This window comes from Dactylococcopsis salina PCC 8305, assembly GCF_000317615.1.
Taxonomy (GTDB): domain Bacteria; phylum Cyanobacteriota; class Cyanobacteriia; order Cyanobacteriales; family Rubidibacteraceae; genus Halothece; species Halothece salina.
This window is the reverse complement of sequence record NC_019780.1, coordinates 2,669,338-2,689,835: the sequence shown is the minus strand read 5'-3', so window position 1 is coordinate 2,689,835 and position 20,498 is coordinate 2,669,338. Positions and strand designations below refer to the sequence as shown.

The window sequence follows — 20,498 nt, the reverse complement described above, 5'->3', positions numbered from 1 at the left end:
TCAGATCGATCGCCAATATCAATGGTTGAACTGTAATCGAGGTTAGCGGTTATATCAGCATCAGCAAAGTCAAATGCTCCCCCGCCCTTGCTCTCTGCTAATACCTTAGTATCTTGTTGAGTTGTGGTGTTGAGGGTGATGTCATTGGTGGCTTGGAGGGTTGCTTTTTCGCCAATGGTTAAGTCACTCACTGTATTGAGATTACCGGTGGCTTGAGCGTCACCAACAGAAACTAAGCCGCCCCCGCTTTGTGCTGAAGAAGCGGCAATATTCCCTTTGGCAGTAGCATCGACATCAATGTTATTGGCACTGAGAGTGGCGCGATCGCCAATTTCAATATTAATGGTTGGGTTGGCGGTGGCTGTGGTTTTAGCTTCAGCGACGCGAACCACGCCCCCATTACTGCCACTAGCAGAGGCAGTGACGACACCATCCCCTGAAGGCGCGGATAATAAAGCCCGTGCGCCACCGATTCCTTCTAAGCGTTGGGTGTTACTGCCTTGACTGGTTATATCCAGAACTAACTCATGGCTTCCACTGCCAGGATTAGTGAGGTCGATTCCTTCAGTGGCTAGGGTGTTGTTTCCAGTGAGGGTAACACTGCTATCTTCTGGATCAGTTCCATCGAGATTAATGGTGTTGCCGTTATTATCCTGCAAACGGAACTCGTTGTTATTAACGCGATCGACATAGTAAGTTAAACCGTCAGTGAGTCCACCAATGGGCTGATCGCTAACTTTTAAGAGACTATGGATAACGGTTTCTTGTTCTGGGCTTTTATCGGGATTTAGCTCAATGGGAGTAATGGGAATGACTGTGTCATCAGAGGGGTCATCAGGAGTGCCATTATCATCATTGACACCTACGGCTTTCTCATAAGTTTCAGCGAGTTGAATTTGCTCGGGTTTAGCCGTATCAAAGATAACAAAGTAACGCTCTCCGTTTTGTAAACCGCCAATGGTATTTCCTTCACTTCGGTAGATTACTTCATCCCCACTTTGGAAGCCATGACCTGACCCCAAGTAGATGTTATTGTTATCTGCTTCTGCAAGGGGATTGTCTCCCGTGCCAGTGACATCCACAGAGGGAGAGCTAAATTCACTTCCCTTAGGGGCGCGATAGGTAACGGTTTGTCCGTCGCTAAACCCATGATTGGTGAGGGTAATAGTATTGCTGGTAATATTGCTTCCCGAGAACGTTTCTGGCGCAGCTGGAGGATTATTGGGATCAATTAGTTTGATGGTATTGTCGTCAATTTTATTAACTTCGTAGGTGCTGCCACTGCTTAAACCCCCAATGACCGCTTTTTCAGGGGTGTAAATCACGCGATCGCCGTCTTCAAGATTATGTTTGGCAGTAAAGTGAATGGTGTCTCGATTAATATCAATTAGCGGATTGTCTTCACTATCCAACGAATTAACTGTAACTCCTAACTTCAGAGCGCGATCGCTACTTTGAATAATGCCATACTCGCGTCCGTCGGTTAGACCGCCAACGGGATTACTTTGTCCATTTTGGTTATAGGTAACGGTATCACCTGTGAGTAAGCCATGTTTATCGTTAAAGGTAATGGTATTCGCACTTTGATTAACTGCGGAACTAGCATCAAAACTCCCGTCAGAGAAGGTGGGAGAGTCTTCCCCATGAACGGCGTTAATGATAATGTCTTGTCCTGCTTCTAAGGTTGCATCTAAGCCAATATCGGCATTAATGGTGGGGTTGCTCGTGGCAATAGCTTCTAAGTTAGAGACCTCAACAACGCCACCGGAACTGCTTTCGGCATCTGCATCGGCATCAGTGTTTCCAGTTGCCCCAATTTGAACATTATTGGCAGACTCAATAGTTCCGCCTCCAAGAGCGTTAAGAGAAGACGTTACTTCGGCTTTCACATCAGCATCACTAACCGAAATTTGGCCGCCACCTTTTGTCTTAGCACCAGCCGTGGCTTGATCCGTAGCTGTAGCTTCAATGACGACATTTCCTACTTTGCCATTTTCTCCTATCCCTGTAATGATGCCTTGAGCAAGAGCTTCTGTCGTGCTTTTAACTTTGGCAGTGGGTTCGCTGTCGCTAACGGCTAATACTAATCCCACTCCTAAACTTTCAATACTGGCTTCTGCGGTGTTAGTGGCATTGGCGATCACATTAACCGCTTCTTGATTAGAACGAACGGTGGCTCCCGCTTCAATTTGAGCGCGGGTGGTATTATCTAAGGTGGTTTTAACCGTTAAGTTACCAATATTAACTTTAGGGGAAACCGTATTGCTCAAGGTTTTGGCGATTCCGGAAACGTCACTGGTGGCTTTGACATTCAGGATTCCCTGAGTGAGGGTTAAGTCTCCTCCAGCACGAACATCTGCTTCGGTTTCCCGCGTCACATCAATGGTGGAGAAGTTTTTAGTAATGGTGATCGCGCCGCCGGCTCCTACTTCTGTTACAGGCTCAGCATTTACGGTGTCTGTGGCTTGAATATCGAGTTTTTGCGCTTCCACCGAAGAAGTGCCAGTGAGATAGGCACGGGTTGCGCCACCGATATCGGCAAAGGATTTCATGACTGTAATGCCCACTAATCCCACCGAGAGGCTTTGTAATTTGGGATTGGCATTAGTTGTTGCATTGGCGTTGACAATAATGTTGTTACCCGTAGCCGTTAAATTGCTTCCGTCAACGTAAGCAAGAGTGGTGCCATTAATGATGGTCTCGGCACGTCCACCGGTTCCTGATGCACCGAGTCCGATCGCGATCGCGCCGACTTGAGAGACGGTATCTAGGGTGGGATTCGCTGTCGCCGTTACGGAAATGCCATTACCTGCGGTTACCGTTGAGTTAGCAATATAAGCAGTGGTGTCGTTGCCAATTTCATTTTGAGCCAGCACTACCCCAGCTGCGAGACTGAATACCCCCCCAGACCCGGCAAACGCTTTGGTTTCAGCATCAACTTTCGAGGTATCATCGGCACTGAGGGTCACTGCTCCTGCTGCCTCGATCGTGCTAGCGGCAAGATAGGTATTGACTTTATTGTTTAACTGATTCACTGCGTTAGTGACGGCTGTCGCTGGGGCTATGCCACTAGAAGCAAGACTAACCGCTGCCCCGGCTGAGAAGGTGAGAGCGTTAATAGTTGCGGTTTCTTTTGCCTGTAAGGTGACATCTCCAACTTGGGTTGTCACCTCAGCGTTAGCAATATAGGCGTTAATTGCATTATTAATTTCATTGTTCGCGATCGCTGCGCCGACAGCAACAGCAACTGAGGCGGCAACTGAGGCAACGAAAGATACGGAAACGGCGCTGGTTTTGGCGTTAATGGTTGAGTTGTCATCGGCAGTGATGGTAACGGTACTGGCAGAGATGCTTTTACCACCGTTAATGAAGGCTTCAATTTCACTGTTGATTTTATTTTCTGTAATTGCACCGGCCCCGCTAACGCCCAGACCGGCTGCCAACCCTGCGGTAACGGCTACTGAGGGCGTAATTACGAGCGCATCAATGTTGTGTTCGGCATTGCTATTAATAGTGAGAACACCATCGACATCAACGCTCGTCTGGTTAAGGTAGGCTTTAACTGCTGCGGAGTCTGGTTGAGTGAAGAAACCTCCAGTAGAACCCGAGCCAATGAAGTTACGAGCAACGGAAGCACCGAGCGCCGCTGTGCCTGCTCCTCCCCCAATCCCCAGAGCGCCAGAGGAGGCGGAGACCGTAGCGTTAATTTGATTACGACTGTCAGCGGTGATCTGTAATTGATTTGCAGTTAAGTCACTATTTTCCGCATAGGCTTTGACATCAGAAAGGATGAAATTGTTGGCGATCGCTCCGGCTCCGCGAATACTGAGATTTACCCCACCGCCAGCTAATCCCACAGAAACAGCGATCGCGCTGGCTTGAATCGTCGCAGCTTGTTCACTATTGATGCGAAGATTCTGACGAGCCGTTATAGCTTTAGCATTGGTGATTTTGGCTTCGACTTGGTTGTTAATCTGGTTATAGGCAAAAGACGCTCCGATCGAAACTGATCCACCTGCTACCCCGACGGCCGCACCCACCACAGGAGTAACCACATCAGCTTTAATGGCAGCGGTATCCTGAGCTTCTACGGTAATATTATCGGCACTGACTGTAGTTTCACTATTGCCATCGAGAGACGCTTCCACCTGAGCAGCAATTGTATTTTCTGCCGTTGCTCCTGCACCGCTAAAATTAGCAGCAGCTAAGGCCCCATTAATGGCAAATGATCCAGCACCGATGCCAGCATCAATACTGTTTGCCATGACGGCTTTCACCTTTAGGTCATCGGTTACGGTAACTTGTGAGTCTTCAATGTAGGCTTTCACCTCCATATCAGTGCTTTCTTGTTCCTGTGCGACTAATTGCCACAGGTCACGATTACCATAGTTGGTATTAGCAAGGTCAATTTCAACTTCTTCTTCCCCTACATAGCTATAAACTTCTCCTTTTCTGACCCCATCAGTAATCAAGACACGATCTTGGAAGGGAGTAAGGGTTTGCTTACCATCATTGGAAGTGTGTTGATAATCCTCTCCTTCCACCAAAGGTTCGCTTCCTGTTAGTCCATCTGTTATCAAATCAGAGAGCAAAGGACTTCCGATGACATTACGGGCGACTGCGCCAGCAAATGCTCCCCCAACACTCACTGTGCCAATGGCTACTCCTGCCACGCCAGCGCTGGCTGTGGCGGTAGAGATGATTTCAGCGTTATTGAAAGCATTCACATTTAAGTTTTTGGCACTATCAACTGTACTCTGACTGATATAAGCATTGGTTGCGGTGGTAATGGTGTTATTGGTAGCCACACCGGCTCCACTCAACACAGCAACCCCAGTGGCTAAGGCCGCCGGAGTGGGAGAGAAGAGAGTCGCTAAACCAGCGGCGAGGGAAGCACTGACAGCGACAGCATCGATCGCGCTTTCCCCCACTTGGAACTCTCCGTCGGTTAGTTCAACGATATAGGTGGTTTCCCCATCAAACACAGACCATTTACTGCCATCCTCTAGGGTTTTCACTTTCAGATCATCAACTTCTTGCCACCGTTGAGAATTGTCATAATCTTCCGCATTTAAATCAATGGGTTGAGTTGACACGGGTTGCCAAGCCTTATTTTCGCTGTAGTCGATCGCGCTTAAATCGAGCGTGTCTTCTTGACCAGTGTATTGATAAATCTTGCCGCTGCGACCATTGGGAACATACACTTTTTCACCATTTTTAACCGTCTTTTCCCCATCAAAACTGCGATGATCATAGTTGGGTCCGGCAACATAAGTATAAACGCGATCGCCTTTTTTCACTCGTGTTCCCGCGAGGAGGTTTTCCACTGTTCCCTCGCTTGCTTCATAAGTATAGGAGGTGCTTGCCAACTCAAGACCAGCTGCGGTTAGGGCGTTGCGAATCTCTTGGCGAAGTTGTAGCGTTTCTTCTGTGGCTGCGGTTTCAAAATCATCAGCATTTAAGTCGGTTTGTAATGTTCCCAACTTCTTACCTTGACTGGTAGCCGTAACATTAATCCTGTCAGCAGTGGTGGTCAGACCTGCTACGTTCTCTACATAAGCGTTAACCTCGTTACTGACATCATTGATTGCCAATGTCCCCGCAAAAGATGCACCGCCAGCGATTTTTCCAAAAGAAGCTGCCAGAGCCGCCGCACCCGCTTCTGATTTTACGCTGGGCGTTTCCTCGGCGGTGATCTCAATAGCTTGGGCTTCAATGGTTGCTTGGTCTTGACCGCTAATAAAGGCTTTAATGTGACTGTTGACGCGATTTTCAGTGGTCACCCCAGAGGCACTGCCACTAAAGCCTCCAGCACCAGCAGCAAGAGACACAGCTCCCGACCCCACGCTAGATATAACGCGATTGCTTGCGGTTGCGGTTAAGGTGAGGTCGTCACTTGCGGTGACGCTTGTATTGTCTAAATAAGCTCGTACTTTTGCCGGTGCTTTCGTTAAAGCGACTTCCCAACCGATGAGATTACGGGCGATGGTGGAGCCAATACCGCCAGAAAGTCCAACTAAGCCCCCTCCCAAACCGGCACTAACTCCGACGACAGTGGCATCGATCGTGGCGTTGCTATTTGCTATAAGGGTGACAGCGCCATTATTCGACATTAACTGGCTATCTTTAGCAAAGCCTTCTGTATCAGAGAGAGTAATGTTGGTAGCAATTGCCCCGGCCCCTCTGAGATTAGCACTAATTTTACCCAAAGAAAGACCCGCAGAAACCGCCACCGTATTTCCTGTAATGCTGCCTTCTTGTTCACTGATGAGGCGAATATCCCCTTCTGTAGCCGTTACCTTTTGCCCAGTGATGCTGGCTTCGACGGTGTTATCTACTTGGTTATAGGCAACAGATGCTCCCAAAGTCGCCCCTCCTGCAAAGACACCAAAAGACCCAACTAAACTCAAAACAGCTACAGTGGATTTAATGCTAGAGGTGTCAGTGGCTTCTAGATTAATGCTATTAGCGGTAATTGCTTGCTGATCATCCCCAGCTAAAGTGGCTTTCACATCAGTGGCGATCGTATTCTCCGCTGCGCCACCAGCGCCACTGAGACCTAATGCGACCGCGCCTCCAGTTAAAACGATTGAACCAGCCCCGACTCCCGCATCAATACTGGTTTCTAAGTTTGCCTCTAAGGTTAAATCCCCCTCAGCAAGAACGTTAGCGTCTTGGATATCCGCGCGAACTTCCATCGGCGAGCTTTCGCGATTAGCAATGCGCCAGAGTTCGGGATTCCCGTAGTCAGCGTTACCGAGATCAAGTGTGTCTGTTTCTCCGACATATTCGTAAATTTCACCTCCCCGAATCCCTTCGGGGATATAAACGGTTTCTCCTGGCTTAACCTCTTTTTCCCCATCAGTGAGGGTGTGGTCATAATTTTCATTTTCAATGAGGGAAGAAACCAAACTTTGACCGATGACATTACGGGCGGCGGCAACGCCTAAAGAACCGCCAATCCCTGCTTTCACTCCCACACCAATGGCAGCCGAAGCCGAAGCAACACGAGAGACAATCCCTGCGCTATTGGTGGCTTTCACGTTAACATCACCAGCACTGGTGACTTGTTCCACATTCTCAAGATAGGCGTTGGTTTTGGTGTTAACTGTGTTATTAGAGGCTGCACCAGCACCGCTAATCCCAACCCCAGCAAGTCCAGCACCTAGCGCCACTGAGGCGGCGACAGAAACCGATTCGATCGCGGTGCGATAAACTTTCACGTCTTCCCCATTCCGCTTGAGGATGTAGCTGTTTTCCCCGTCAAATACCGACCATTCTTCTCCTGCTTTTAAGGCGGTGACTTCAAGATCATCCACTTCTTGCCACTGATCCGAGTTAGTATAGTCCTGATTACGGAGGTCGATCGGATCGATTTCTACTTTCTCCCAAACGGAACTCTGAGCATAATCTTCTTGTGCCAAATCAATTTCTTGAGAACTTCCAGATTGAGGGGGATTGTAGCGATAGAGTGTAATCTCTTCCCCATTATCAACTAATACCTGATCCCCACTTACAATGGTTTGTGTCCCATCAGCACTGGTATAGTCAAATGGCGCTTCTCCTTGATATTCATACACTTTCCCGTCATCTTTGACTCTTGCCTTTTCCAAGAGATAAGGCACTTTTCCCTCTGACGATTCATAGCCATAACGGGTTTCTACTAGATCAATGCCAGCATCGGTTAACGCTTGACGGAGAGTTTTACGGAAACTGAGATCGGCTGCTTCATCTTCTCCTGTGAGAGCATCACGAAGGCGATTAAAATCTTTGTCAAAAAGAGCATCGCGGAGGGTTTTCCGTAGATTATCGTCTTCTCCCGCTAAGGTTTCCGCATCGATGGTTTCCAATTCTCGACCTTGACTGGTGGCAAGAACGTTAATATCACCACTGCTAGTGGTAACACTGGCTAAATCGCTGATGTATGCCTCAACTGTGTTGCGAATGTCATTAAAGGCGAGGGAAGCACCAATGGAAACACTAGCTCCCACTTTCCCCACTGCTCCCGCAATGGAGGCGGCTCCCGCATCGGCGGTGATGGTGGCGGTTTCATCAGCAACGACAGAAATCCGTCTTGCTTCGATTGTGTTTTCCTCATTCCCGGTAATGAAGGCTTTAATGTCGCTGTTAACTTTATTTTCAGTTAACACGCCAGAGCCACTGACACTGACTCCCACCATACCGCCAGCGACGGCAACTGCACCCGCTCCAACACGGGCTTTGATGCTTTCTTCGGCGATCGCGCTCAGGGATAAGTTACTATCAGCATCAACATTACTATTTTTCAAGTAGGCTTGCACTTGGGCTGGAGACTGGCTAAAGTCACTTTCCCAACCGATGAGGTTACGAGCAACGGAAGAACCGATCGCGCCTGCAACACCCACTTTTCCGGCTGCCCCAGCACCAGCCACCGCCACGACAACGGCGTTAATCTCTCCGATACTGTTGGCATTAACATTAATTAACTGCGCTTCCAGGTCGCTATTTTCGGCATAAGCCTTAGTATCGGAAAGAATCACATTATTAGCAATTGCGCCAGCACCGCTAATCGTGACTCCCACTTTGCCAGCCGATGCTCCGAAAGAGAGGGCGATGGTTTTGGCTTCAATGGTGGCGCCTTGCTCACTGGCAATGAAGATCGCGCCGTTGGTGGCAGTTACTCCCTTTCCGATGTCTTTGAAGAAGGCTTCAACGGTGTTATCAATTTGATTATAGGCGAGGGAAGCACCGAGGGTGATGGCAACCCCAGTGCCACCAAATGCGCCACCAATGGAAGCGGCAGCCACATCGGCTTTAATCGCTGAAATATCTTGTGCTTGTAGGGTGATACCACGAGCGGTGACTCCCGTTTCGGCATTTCCTTCGATCGCGGCTTGAACATCGGTATTGATGGTGTTTTCGGCGGCGGCTCCTGCTCCACTTAAGCCCACTCCTCCTTTACCACCAGCGATCGCGATGGAACCTGCTCCCACGCCAGCATCAATGCTATTTTCTGTTACGGCTTTTAAGCCCACATTACCCGTTGCGGTAACATCAGCGTCTTGAATATAGGCGCGGACTTCCATCGCATTGGCTTGACTGTTTGCTAACCGCCAAGCGTCACGATTACCATAATCGGTGGTGCTGAGGTCAATTGTTTCCCCGTCTTCATTCTCACCAATAAATTCATACACCTCGCCCCCGCGAATGCCATCGGGAATATAAACTTTATCTCCCTGTTTAATGGTGATTTCTTGCTCACCTTGACCCAGAACATAGTCATAATCTTCACCCTGAGTTAAATCGGAGAGGAGACTTTGACCGATCACATTACGGGCTAATCCCACCCCGATCGATGCTCCTACGCCAGCTTTACTACCGATGCCAATGGCGGCGGATGCGCCCGCGATGCGTGCGGTGATGCCAGTGGTATTAGTAGCTTCAACGCTGACATTGTTGGCACTGTTAACGGTGGTCACTCGATCGAGATAAGCATTGGTTTTTGTGGTGATTGTGTTGTTTGCACTCGCTCCCGCGCCACTAATGGCAACACCAGCTTTGTTGCCAAAGCCAGCACCAATGGAAGCCGCCACTGATACCGCATTGATGCCACTGCGGTAGGCTTCAATTTCGCCGTTTTCCTGTTTGAGGATGTAAGTGGTTTCCCCGTCAAACACTGACCACTCGCTACCAGCGTCTAAGATGCTCACTTCCAAATCATCGACAACTTGCCACTGATCAGAGTTGGCGTAATCTTGGGCTTGATTACTGAGGTCGATCGTCCCTTCTACTTCTTCCCCTTGATACGCATAAACCGTTCCCTCATGCTTCACTCTGGCGTTAGGTAATAACCCTTCTACTTCCCCATCGGAAGACTGATAACCGTGACTGGTGGGCGCAAGATCAACTCCGATGTTGGTTAATTCCTGACGCAGGGTTTGTCGTGTTCCTAAATCGTCTTCTCTGGCGACTCGATCGAGCAAATTGGGATTAAATTCTGTCGGTAAATTCCCTACTCCCTTGTTGGAGGTATCAGCACTGAGCGTAATATCGCCAGAAGTGCTGGTTAATTGGGCAACATCGCTGACATAAGCCAACACCTGATTACTGATGTCATTAATTGCTAACGTGCCGCCGAGGGATAACGTCGCCCCTGCTTTACCTGGCGCGAACCCAACCGAAGCTGCGCCTGCTTGAGCGTTAATATACGGGGTTTCTTCGGCATTTAGAGAAATCGCATCCGCTTCGATCGAGATGTTCTCATTGCCCGTAATAAAGGCTTCAATTTCAGTATTGACCCGATTTTCCGTTAAAACACCAGAGCCACTGAGCCCTAAGCCCCCTGACTTGCCGCCAGCGACTGCAACCGCACCGGCTCCCACTCGTGCTTCAATGTCTTCTTCGGCAATGGCTTCGAGGGATAGCGCCCCCGTAATCTTCACTGCTGTATTGCGAATATAGGCTTTTACGGTGGCGGGAGACTTCGTGAAGTCACTTTCCCAACCGATGAGATTACGAGCAAGGGAAGCACCGACGGCGGCGCTACCTCCCCCCGCACCGCTACCCGATACGGCGACGACATTACCGCTAATTTTTGCCTGATTTTCGGCGGTAAGGTTGAGATGATTAATGTCGTCTGGGGTGAGGGTGCTATCCGTAATAAAGGCTTCTGTGGTGGAGAGAATTACATTATTGGCGCCTGCTCCAGCACCACTGATGGCAAGTCCTTTGTCTTTGGCGGCGGTAATCGCGATCGAAATGGCAGTGGAAACAGTGGTAATGCTTCCTGTGGATCGGGCGGCAACATTGAGATCAATTGGATTCTCTTCTGTGGCGGCGCTAATGGTTCCGTTTTCAATCGTGGCGTGGGTTTTATTATCAACGGTATTAATGGCTAACGCCCCTGCCAGCGCGATCGTACCACTAAATTTGTCTCCTTTCCCGCCGGCGATACCCAGCGCCCCACCACCGACAAAAGCGTGAATCGCTGCGTCATCGGTAGCAGTTACTGACACGGAATTGCCAGCGTTAACTGTGGCTTGTTTTTCAAGAGAAGCCGTAATGGTGTTGTTAATGCGATTGAAACTGCTTGCGCCAGAAGCCACACCCGCTAAAGTTCCCCCAACAGCAGCCCCCGCATAGGTAAAGGCATCAATTTGAGCGGTTGACTCACTGCTCAACTCAATCTCTCCAGCGTTACTGGTGACAGTTGTTCCCTCTCCCGCAATGATCGATCGAACGCGATTATCCACATCATTCACACTGATGGAAACGCCCACTGCGCCAGAAACCCCTTGTTTTCCGGAAGCGGGAATTGCCAACGCTGCTGCCGCCGCCCCAGAACCTGTTAAAATCCGAGAGCGATCGCTTGCAGTTAGGGTGATTCCCTGACCCGCGTTAACCGTCGCCCCGTCTAGAATCGACGCTTCTACGGTGTTGGCAATGGCATTATAAGCCGCACTTCCCGCCCCAGAGAGACTGAGGGCATTTTGTCCTTTCGCTGCTGACAACGCCCCACCAACAGCAAGGGAGTAAATTTCTGCTTCCGAATCTGCCGTGACAATTAACTCCTGACTTGCGCTGACCGTTGCCTTGGTAACGTTGGCAACAAGATCATTGCTAATGACATTAGCGGCTACAGAAGCCCCCACCGAAGCGGCGATCGCGTTTTCATTCTTGCCCACCTGTAACGCCAAACCGACACCACCCGCACTGGCAACGATTCGGGAGTGATCGCTGGCGGTTACTCTGACATCGCCATTTCCAGCTTCTACCGTTGCTTCATCGGTAATCACCGCGGTAATGGATTTATAAATCGCGTTATAGGACCCAGCCCCAGCCCCAGAAACGCTGAAACCAGTTCCCCCTTGTCCTTCACCGCCAGCAACTGCGCCACCGAGGGTAAGTGAAGCGATACTCGCCAGACGACCATAACTAAAGGAATGGGATTCTCCGTCACCGAGAGAGGTTAAATCAATGGCTTGTCCCTGTTTCGCGGCTTCTTCTGAGGTTGCCAGTTGAATCACGTTATCGTCAAGGACAATGGCGTAATAATCCTGATTATCTTCTAACCCGCCAATTGCCGTTCCGTCTCCCTTGTCATAGCCGATTTTTTGCCCAGTAATTAACCCATGATTCTCTAGATAGAGGGTGTCATTGTTCACGTTTACGGGAGAGGATTGAACGAACTGTAATTCGTGGGCAACCAAGCCATCCCCATAACTGGTGAGGTCAATATAATTATCGTTGTTTGCATCTTCGACAGACTTGGCTAAAGCAAGGGTATCCGCATCAATTTTGACCACATGGTAGGTTTCTAGAGAGGCTAAACCGCCAATATTGCCACTGTCTTCGCTGTCGCTGCCGCCATTCCCAACATAAACCACTTCCTGGCCCGTTTCTAAGCCATGTTGCGCGATCGTAATCACATTAGCATCTAAATCAACTGTTCCCTCTCCCGCATCAAACGCCAGCACTGGCTTAACCAGTTGGTCACGGGGGTTAAACGCAATGGTTTCGTCGAGGATGGAATCGGCTTCTACGGTAACATTCCCCTGTGTGGCGGTGACTTGGGCGTTACTGATTTCGGCGCGACTGGTTTGGGCTTCCGTCGCAACGGTTAAACTGTGTGTTCCTGCCCCTTCACGGGTGAGGTCGATCGCGTCTCCTGCTTGGGCTTTTTCTTCTGAGGTGGCTAACTGTAATGTCGTGTCTGAAGTCTTGATTACATAGTAATTTTGATTTTCTTCTAGTCCCGCTACTGCCAAGCGATCGGGCGTAATTAGCTGTTCTCCTGATCCGGTTGCGGTGAGGTCGATCGCGTCGCCAGCTTTGGCACTTTCTGCAGAGGTAGCCAACTGGATGCTTTGCTGATCAGTGACTATTACATAATACGCCCCATCTGTCAAGCCCCCAATGGTGGTTTCGTCTCCTGAATTATAAGCCACCTTTTGACCCGTAACGAGATTGTGGGCTGTGCCAAAATCAATGGTATTGTTTCCAGGATCGATCGCGTCATTCGCATCAAACGCGAGGGCAACCGATTCTTCACCCGCATTGTAAGTGACCGCATCGCCCGTTTCCAAGCCATGACTCTCTCCAAAGGAGAAGGTATCAGCATTGACATCCACATCCCCACCAGCATTAAACTCTAAATCTCTGGTTTTACCAATGTTATTAATTGCCAACGCCGCCCCGGCAGCAGCGCGACCACTGTTTTGAGAGGTTTTTGCTTCCTCAGCGCTGGCTTTACCGAGAGAGGCGGCTAACGCTGCCCCACCGGCAACGGCCTTAATGGAAGCGAGATCAAACGCCTTCACCCGCACATCTCCCTGAGAGGTAACGGTGCTATTATCAACAATTGAGGCTTTGCCTTGTCCCGTAATCGTATTAATGGCAACCGCCCCCACTGCTGCCAATTGACTGTCATTTTCTTCCGAAGTGGCTAACGCCCCGGAAGTGGTAAAGGCGATAATTTCCGCTTCATTGCGAGTAATCACTTGTACCGTCTGCAATTGATCCAACAGGGAATTTTCAATGGTCGCCGTGACATCGCTATCGATGCGGTTACTGGCAAAACTGAAGCCCACACCAGCATTATTACCACCATCTCCAATGGAAAGCGCCCCAGCAATGGCAAAAATTGAAGTTTTATCCTGGGCGGTAATTGTCAAGGAATAAGTATCCCCTGCGAGATCAGCCACATTCGCCACATAAGCATCCGTGCGGTTAGAGAGTTCATTAATCGCCACTGAACCGGCTAAACCAAGACTATTGCCATCTTTCTCTTGCGTTTTCACCCCAAAACCGACAGTTGCCCCGCGAATCATCCCTTTTCGTTCGGCGGTAATCGCAGTGTCGCCCGCAATTGCTGTTTTTAAACTTCGATCGCCATTTTTCCCTTGAATATAGGCAAGGGTTTCTCCTTTTAATTGATTGAAACTAAACGAACCAGCAATAGTCGCCGTATTTTGTTCATCTTCCTCGGCTTTTTTCGAGGGTAAGGTGGCACTAAACGCCGCTGCTAACACCCATAAATCCGTTTGATTTAACCCTAAAACATTGACATTCTGGGCGTTGAGATTTCCCGCATCATAAATGGAAGCAACAACATTGTCTTCAACCAGGTTGACAGAAGCATTGGCGGAGACTCCCACCCCATAATCAAAGCCTTCACCATCTTTCCCTTCCACATCACTCTCACTGGTATTGCCTTCGGTATTGTCGTCTGGTTCAGTAAGATCACCAGCAGCCGCTGCCGCCGCCACAAAGGCATAAATGCCGCCATCCACCTTACCTTTAACATTAATGTCGCCCGTAATATCCAGGGTGCTAGTTTCATCAGAAACCGACTCGTCTGCTTCTTCCCCGATGATGGCGCGAGTATTGCGAGTAATGTCATTAATTCCCACCGAAATGCCAAACCCGAGATTGCGACCTTTGGCGACACCGCCCACCCAGTTGATATTGGTTTCTAGGCTACCCGCATAAATGGTGAGAGGGCTTCCTGTTACGTCCTTTTCATCAGAAACCGATTCATCATTGATCCTGCCACTGGTGACGATCGCGCCACTGGCTAAATGGGCGAGGGTGTTACTCTCTTGATAACTATAGGCAACAGAACCGCCAACGCCAAAAGAACCCGCAACTGCCCCAGACTGGACAAAGCCTAGATTCAAAATTGCCTCTTCTGCTTTCATATTCACACCGCCTAAGCCGCCAGTGTAAATACTTGCCCCACTTTCAATGAAAGCGAGAGTAGTATTTTCTAAACTTTGGATGTAAAGGGCGCCCCCGTAGCCACCCCGTTGGTCAGAACTACCGGAAAAACCGAGACTGCCCTTATCTCCTTCTGCTTCCAAACTTAAAACATCAAGATTGAGAGAGGGTAAACCAAAATCAAATAACCCCGTCACATTCAGCATCTGCATATAGTTGGTGGCTTCTACGGAAACCGTCTCATTCCCTGCTGGGTTTCGGAAGTCTGTGTCTTGGTTGAGTTTTGCCCCTTCACGAACGATCGCCAGAGAATTGTTATCAAAATCTAAGAAGTTCACCGCCCCAGCGATGGCATCTTTCCCGTCATCGGCTTTAGCGGTACTTCTTGCCCAAGTATTGAAGATCGATTGTAATTCTGAACCAAAATCTAAATACCGTAACAGGGCATCGGGTCCCTCATCTTTAAATTGATCCAAAAATTCCCCACTAGTCCAGGGAATAATCTCATCGGGTCGCGTCAGATAGGGATAAGACACATCAGAGGTCACTCGGAGGGCGCGATGGGCATCCAGTTGGGCTTGAGGATCAATAATGGCTTTCGCTTGATTATTTTGCAGATTAACTAAGACCGCCGCACTGCCCGCAATTTGTGGGTTCTTGGTATCAGCATTTTCCGTTTTAATCTTGTCGCCATCTTGAGGTTCATTGCTACTTTCCGCACTGAGAGACATAGACTCAGTAATATCAGCCGTAACCTCTAAATCTTCTTTCGACTGTAATTTTGCTTGGGCTGTATCGGTTTCGTTTTCTACACCATCAAAGGCTTCATCAAAGTCTTTCCCCTCATCATCTAATTCCCCGACCAGTGCCAAGGATTTATGATCCGTATTTAAAAAGGCAAGAGAACCCGCTAGACTGAGTTTCGAGTTTGATCCTGTTTGTTTTTCAGCGCGTTCGGTGGCGGTGCTTTCGCTGAAGGCTTCGGTTAACACTTGAAACAGACGATTACCAACAGAGGTGTTGATGACATTTCTCGTCTTATCCAGTTTACTGGTTTTCTGGTTGGGGTCGAAGGATTGTTCTTCTTGTTCTTCTAATCCAGCTTCGGAAGCAACATCATTGCTACTTTCTAAATCGGCTACTACTCCTAACCCCGTGACTAACCCTGTATCAAGGACGTGCAAAGCGCGGAGGCTGTGGTTATCGCCAGTGGCAACACTGGGGTCTAACTCAATAAATACGCCAGCGTGGGCTTTGTTTTCCGTTTCTGCTAGTTTAATGGTTTGTTCGGTAACAAAACGTTTATCCCCCTCTAAATTCTTTTCATTGGTAGAGGCGACCACGTAGTAATTTTGACCATCTTCTAGCCCGCCAATGGCAGTGTTACTCTCATCCCCTTTGCTGTAGCGAACCGCTTGTCCTAGTTCAAAGGTTGAACCGTGAATCGCAAAATCAGAAACGGAATAGTCAAGGGAGGTCACTAAGTCTTCCACCCCGCCACTGTTATCGAGGTTAATGGCACTGTCTTCGATGGCGCTTTCGGGGTCAAAGGTTTTCGTATTGAGGGCAATATCAGTAATACCGAAGTCTTTGGCAATACTGAAGTCTTTGGCAGCGAGATCAACCACTTCCCCTGTCAACTGACTGACGGGGTTGGTTAAACTAATCACTTGTGGCGTTTCCCCAGCTTGTAACTTGCTACCCGCTTCTCTGGCTTTTGCTAAACTTGGGGCTAGATAAATCTCATTAGGGTTATTGGGGTCAACCACGGCAAAGTAATCTTTTTCATCGGTTAAACCGCCAATGCTGTTACCGCGTCGGTTACTATAATTGACCTTATCTCCTGTTTTTAGGGCATGGGCAATTACCCTTGGGGTTTCATTTCCCAGTGCTTTTGCCATATTAATCGTGTTTCGATCGAAGTCAATTACCCCATCTTCTGTGGGATCAAACTCCATTTTCACCACTGCCCCAGATTCTTGGTTAGCAGTGATCTGTCCATCGACTGCCGCTTTTACTTCGGCATCAGAGAAACCTAAACCAAACGCCATTCCCGCTAACCCATTGGCAAACAGTCCAGAGGTGGCGCTGGCATCAGTAGCATTATCTCCTGTAGCGAGGATGTTGGCGGTTTTGCCCGCCGTCATGGTGACATTTGCAGGAACAGTCACTTGTGAGGTTAAATCGGAATTGGACACCGCCAGGGATAGGGCTGTCTCGGCTAAAGAGGGTTCACCTAATTTTTTGTTAGTTTTCGTCGTAATTTTGCTGACTGCTTTTCCGTCAGCATGGACGAGGAGGGGACCCCCTGCTTCAACAGTGGTTCTTGTTGCGTCGTCGTTGTCTTCTCGGAAGGTAATGTCAGCAGTGGGTTGGGCGTTGGTATAACCGACACTGACTAATTTATTCGTCGCTTTACCGCTACTATTGGTGACGGCTTTTGCTTTTATGGTGACATAGCCATCTCCCTTGATATTTGTACCATCACCAATGTCAATATCAGCAGTGGAGGATTTTTGAACCACTTTCACGGGTAAACCTAAATCTGCTAAACCTGACAGTTTTTTCGTCAACGGGGCAATGAGGAAGTTATTAGCAAGACTAGAAGCCCCTAACGCGGCGAGAAAGCCTTTATCGTTTGCTGTGGCAGTAATATCAATTTTACCCCCGAAGATGTTCACCCCTTCGCCAATGGCGACTGTCGCCGTTTTACGGCTAAAGATTACTGGGGAATTATTCACGGGAGAAAGCACTTCACTTTCAGCAGCACTAATTTTAATGTTGCCACTGTTACTGATGTTGTCTGCTTTCGCTTCCAAACTCACTCCATCAGCAAGAGTGATGGTTTTTCCAGTGAGACTGATGTTTCCCGCTTGCCCTTGAGATTGCGTGGAGAGGGTAACATTGGGGTCAACAGTGATGGTTTCCCCGTCAAGGCTGAGGTTTTTCTGATTGAGGAACAGGTTTTCTGTGATTTTTATCTCATCAGAACCGAGTCCAGCTTTGAGGGTTAAATCCTGATTAAAGGTGAATCCAGCAGTGGCAATGGTAATTTCATCATTTCCCCCGCCGAGATCAATGGCGATTTCACTGACATTAGATAAATCAGGAGTCGTAACACGATTGCCAAGACGGATTTCTAAGTTTCCAGACTCATTAGCGAGGGTGAGTTCATCGGCTAGGGGCGTTCCTGTAATGTTGAGAGTGTTTCCATTGGATGAGGCGGTTTGAAACGCATCTAATCCCTGATAGTTAATGGTTAAACCAGAAACAATTTCATCGGTTGTACCTTTTCCAGACTGGTTGGCGGGAACATAGTTTTTATTGTCATCGAGGGTGGCAAACTGATCCACTCCGTTTGCCCCGCCATCGAGGTTAATTGTGCCGTTAAATTCGTGATTAAAGGTGTCGAAGACAAACCAGTCTCGGTTATCGTCGCTTCCTTTGAGACGGGTAAAGTTGTTAAACTTGATGCCAGTAACGGTGCCACGATCGTTGGCGGTTAGCCTCCATTGGGTGTTTTCTTGGGGACCAATTAATTGATCATCATCGCTGTCGGTGGCGGTAATCTGTTCGATGTTACGGAAACTGGTGAGGGGTTGATCGGTGCTATTGTTTATGATCGTTTGCTTTTCTAAGTTGGCAACAATGGCGGTGTTGTAATTAGAAAAGTCGATCGTATCGCCAGTGATGATAACTTCTTCCCAGTTGTCGCTGTTTTCGTAGTCTTGATCCGCTAGGGAAATTGTCAACCGTTCCCAGCTTTCATTGTTGAAATAGTCTTGGTTTTCTGCGGTGAGGTTAACGCTTCCAGAGTCATCGGGGGTAATCCCTTCGCTGGCTTGATAAAGGTTATTCCCCACTTGAACGCGATCGCCTGCTTTGATAATTTGTGGGGTGTCGGTGGTCTCGTATTGGGTTTGATTATTGCCTAAAGGCGGAAACCCGATCGGTTGGGTGGCTTCAAAGATGCGACCATCATCGAGAAGAACTCGACTTCCTGTAGGAATCACTTGCGGTGAGGCGCTGTTGGTAGTGTAGTCGAAAATCCCTTGTTCTTGTCCATCAATTTCACCAGTTAAGCGGGAGTTGTCTTGGAAGGTAATGGTGTCTTCTCCTAAGCCGCCGCTGATGTCGCTAAAGTTACTGAGGGAGAAGCCATTGACTGCAATTTCATCTTCCCCGACAATTTGCCAGTTGGTATCCACATCATCACCAATGACGCGGTTAGTAATTTCTTGCCAGTTTTCGTTATTTTCGTAGTTTTGTTGATCGTCACTGAGATCAACGGTAATCTCAAACCATTTTGATGGGTTACTATAATCCTGCTGGCTTAAATCAACTGTTCCCGAGTTCGGTTCAATGACGGCGACGGCTTGATAAATTTTTCCGTTTTCGGTTTGCACGCGATCGCCCAGTGCGATTAGATTTGGCGAATCTTCGAGGGTGTAATCAACATCTAATCCTAATGCTGGTGCGATGTCGGTTTGTGCTTCATAAATTCTATCTCCTACCTGCACCCGATCGGCGCTTTTAATTGCAGTGGGTGTGCTTGCGGTAGATAATTCAGGATTTATGGTGACGCGACTACCCACAAAGTTGTTCAGGTTAGCAAATTCAGAGACACCAGTTGCCCGGTTTAAACCGAAATTAACCGTGACCGCGCCATCGTAGTTTTCATAGGTTAAGCTATCATTGTTGCTGTTGTCACCGCCATCAATTTTGCCGTTGACGACTCCGTTAGTGGCGAGATTAAACTGATCTTCACCGCTTCCTCCCAAGAGATTTTCCGCGCCACTGAATTGAATGATATTTGTTTTGTCACCCGCATCGATCGAACCCGCATCGATCGCGTTAATATTCCATTTAGTGACTGCCGAACCGTTGTTCAATGCTTCTGCGAGAGACGCATCAATGCTGAGGGTATCATCCCCCAACCCAAACGAGGCTTTGATCTGATAGTTTTCTTCCTGAAACTTGCTGATTGATAAGTTCTGTTGTCCCTGTTCGCTGTTAAAATCGGTAATAAAATTACTATTATCGAAGCTGTAGGTTAGTAAGTCATTCTCATTGACACTGAGATAAAGTTCATCATCATTGGCTTCCCTTTTGCCAGTTTGAAAATTAATCTGTTTTTCTTCTGTGTCCAGTTGTACCTGATCGGTTAGAAATAGACTAGATGTATAAGCTGCTTGACTTTCCTCAGTAAAGGCAATGTCCGTTTCAATTTCTCCGATAACGGCTTCTAATTCCCAATCGCCATCATTTCCCGTTAAATCGTTAGAGGCGGCGACATCTGCCCCAGTTAACGTGCTAATCTGCTGAATGAATCCTTCTCCAGAATCATCCGCAACATTACACCCATAAAAGAGAATATCCCCGTTGGGGCTTAATCCATTTCCCCACTGTTGTAGCGTCTCTTCCTTTGCTGAGAGGGTTTCCGCACTTAAAGCCGTATTTCCCAGTTGCACTGTTCCCACATCACCATGGGAAAGGATATGCACCCCTGTAATATTATTTCTTGCCCCTAACACTTGGGCAATTTGTTCGACACCATCTTCCTGTGAATCCAAATAGATTACTTCGGTGTCTGCTTCCAGATTAGCGAGTAAACTGTCTGCATTGCTTACCGTCGAATCAACGAAAACAATTCCTGACGCACTATTATCAAGGGGAATCAATTTCTCCGAATCCCACTTTTCTAAAGCAGAACTCTTCTTGGATGGCGAATTGGGATCATCTAAATCTTGGGTTAAAGGGGAAGAGAATGATACTTCACTTACAGGAATCTCAAGGGGCAT

The 20,498-nt window shown here is 48.3% G+C and carries 1 protein-coding gene (running past one end of the window); it reads right to left on the bottom strand.

The features are described 5' to 3' along the window. Positions 1 to 20,498, bottom strand: partial view of a DUF4347 domain-containing protein gene (locus tag DACSA_RS20765; RefSeq protein WP_015230201.1) — the 5' portion only. It extends 12,823 nt beyond the left edge of the window; 20,498 of the gene's 33,321 nt are visible here — the first part of the coding sequence; it begins with the start codon at positions 20,496 to 20,498; the stop codon falls past the left edge of the window.